This is a genomic window from Microbacterium sp. (genome assembly GCF_041909575.1).
Lineage (GTDB): Bacteria > Actinomycetota > Actinomycetes > Actinomycetales > Microbacteriaceae > Microbacterium.
Map to the genome: position 1 here is coordinate 1 of NZ_JAYRDE010000202.1, position 1,710 is coordinate 1,710.

Below are 1,710 nucleotides of genomic sequence, written 5' to 3' on the forward strand. Positions count from 1 at the left end.
GCCTCCGTCATCGACCTGTCGCGCTCGCTCGACCTCGCCGCCAAGAAGTACGACCTCATGCAGGACGTCAACGTGCGCGGCACGTTCATGCTCAGCCGAGCCGCCGTCCCGATCCTGAGGGATGCCGCGAACCCGCACATCCTCTCGCTCTCGCCTCCGCTCAACCTGTCGCCGAAGTGGCTGGGAGCGCACACCGGGTACACGCTGGCGAAGTACGGCATGACCATGGCGACGCTCGGGATGGCCGCGGAGTTCGCGAAGGCGGGCATCGCCGCGAACACCCTGTGGCCGTCGACGACGATCGCGACTGCGGCGGTGCAGTTCGCCCTCGGCGGCGACGCGATGATGAAGGTCAGCCGCACGCCTGAGATCTATGCGGATGCCGCGTACGAGGTCTTCCTCAAGCCTGCGGCGGAGTACACCGGGCAGACGCTCATCGTCGAGGACGTCCTCCGCGGGGCCGGCGTCACGGACTTCTCGCGCTACGCCGCCGTGCCCGGCACCCCCGACAGCGACCTCTTCCCCGACATCTTCCTCTGACTCGCCGTCGACCGGTGGCAGGGCGGATGCCGCGGGCGTAGCGTGGCGGCATGGCGGTGCGGAGCCTCTTCCCGATCCTGGTGTCGCGTGACCTGCCGCGGCTCGTCAGCTTCTACGAGCACGCGCTGCACGCGCGCGTGACGTACCGGTTCGGCAGCGCCGACGAGGACGACTACGTCTCCCTCGCGGTAGGCGAGGCCTCGCTCGGGATGGGACGCGATCCGCAGGCACCGCCGGCCTCCGACCGCATCGCGCTGTGGTTCTACGTCGACGACGTCGATGCCGTCTACGCCCGCTGGATGAGCGCCGGCGGGGACACCGTCCAGGCTCCCTCCGACATGCCGTGGGGCGAGCGGGTGGCGCAGGTGCGCGACCCCGACGGGAATCTCGTCAACCTCGGGGTCGAGGCATCCGGAACCGGCGGCTGAGTCCGCCGTCGGTGTTCGGCCCGGCCGGTGCGGGGGTCGGTCAGTGCTCGGAGCCGGTGAACAGCAGGATGCCGCCCAGCCCGATCATCAGCCCGCCCCCGGTCGCCGACAGGCGCGCGATGCGCTTCGGCGACTTGCCGAACCACGAGCGGGCGCCGGCGGCGGCGAGGGCCCAGATGCCGTCCGAGATGAGGGCGATCACGAAGAACACCAGTCCGAGCTGGATCATCTGCAGGGGCACGGCTCCTGCCGACAGGTCGACGAACTGGGGCAGGACGGCGACGAAGAACGCGATGGTCTTCGGGTTGGTGACGCCCACCACGAACCCCTCGCCGAGCTGACGCCACGCGGACCGCGGAGGCAGCGCACCATTGGCCTCCTCGGCGGCGCGGTAGCGGTGGCGGATGGCCTGGACCCCGAGGAACATGAGGTACGCCGCACCGGCGACCTTGACGATCGTGAACAGCACGATCGACTGGGCGACGATGCCGCCGACGCCGAGCGCGACGAGCCCGATCACCGGCAGGAGGCCGAGGGCGTTGCCGAGCACGCTGAGGAGCCCGCCGATGCGGCCCAGCGCGAGGGCGCGGCCGATCGTGAACAGCACGCTCGGGCCGGGGATCACGATGAGCACGACGGCGGCGAGCGTGAAGGCGAGGAGGTTCTCGGGAGGGACCACGGGGAAACGATAGTCCCGTCAGCGGTCAGCGATCGTCGCCGATCATCACGGTCACCGAGCGGT

Annotated in this window: 3 protein-coding genes; 2 read left to right on the forward strand and 1 reads right to left on the reverse strand. The window is 70.4% G+C overall.

The genetic code is table 11. From position 1 onward, the window contains the following. Positions 1-540: SDR family oxidoreductase (locus ACE3O1_RS15600; protein ID WP_374316617.1), on the forward strand; the 540-nt coding region annotated here is incomplete at its 5' end. A 50-nt stretch (positions 541-590) separates the two neighbouring features. After that, a complete protein-coding gene (locus tag ACE3O1_RS15605) occupies positions 591-968 on the forward strand; it encodes a VOC family protein (protein WP_374316619.1) in 378 nt (125 codons plus the stop codon). Positions 969-1,008: 40 nt separating this feature from the next. Here ACE3O1_RS15605 and ACE3O1_RS15610 read toward each other — a convergent pair whose 3' ends face one another. Beyond that, the gene (locus ACE3O1_RS15610) at positions 1,009-1,647 is read right to left on the reverse strand and encodes a LysE family translocator (RefSeq protein ID WP_374316621.1); all 639 of its coding nucleotides are present in this window, start codon (positions 1,645-1,647) and stop codon (positions 1,009-1,011) included. Between the last annotated feature and the right edge of the window lie 63 nt (positions 1,648-1,710).

Coding starts and splice junctions, on each gene's coding strand:
- ACE3O1_RS15605 (WP_374316619.1), top strand. CDS start 591: ATGGCGGTGCGGAGCCTCTTCCCGATCCTGGTGTCGCGTGACCTGCCG.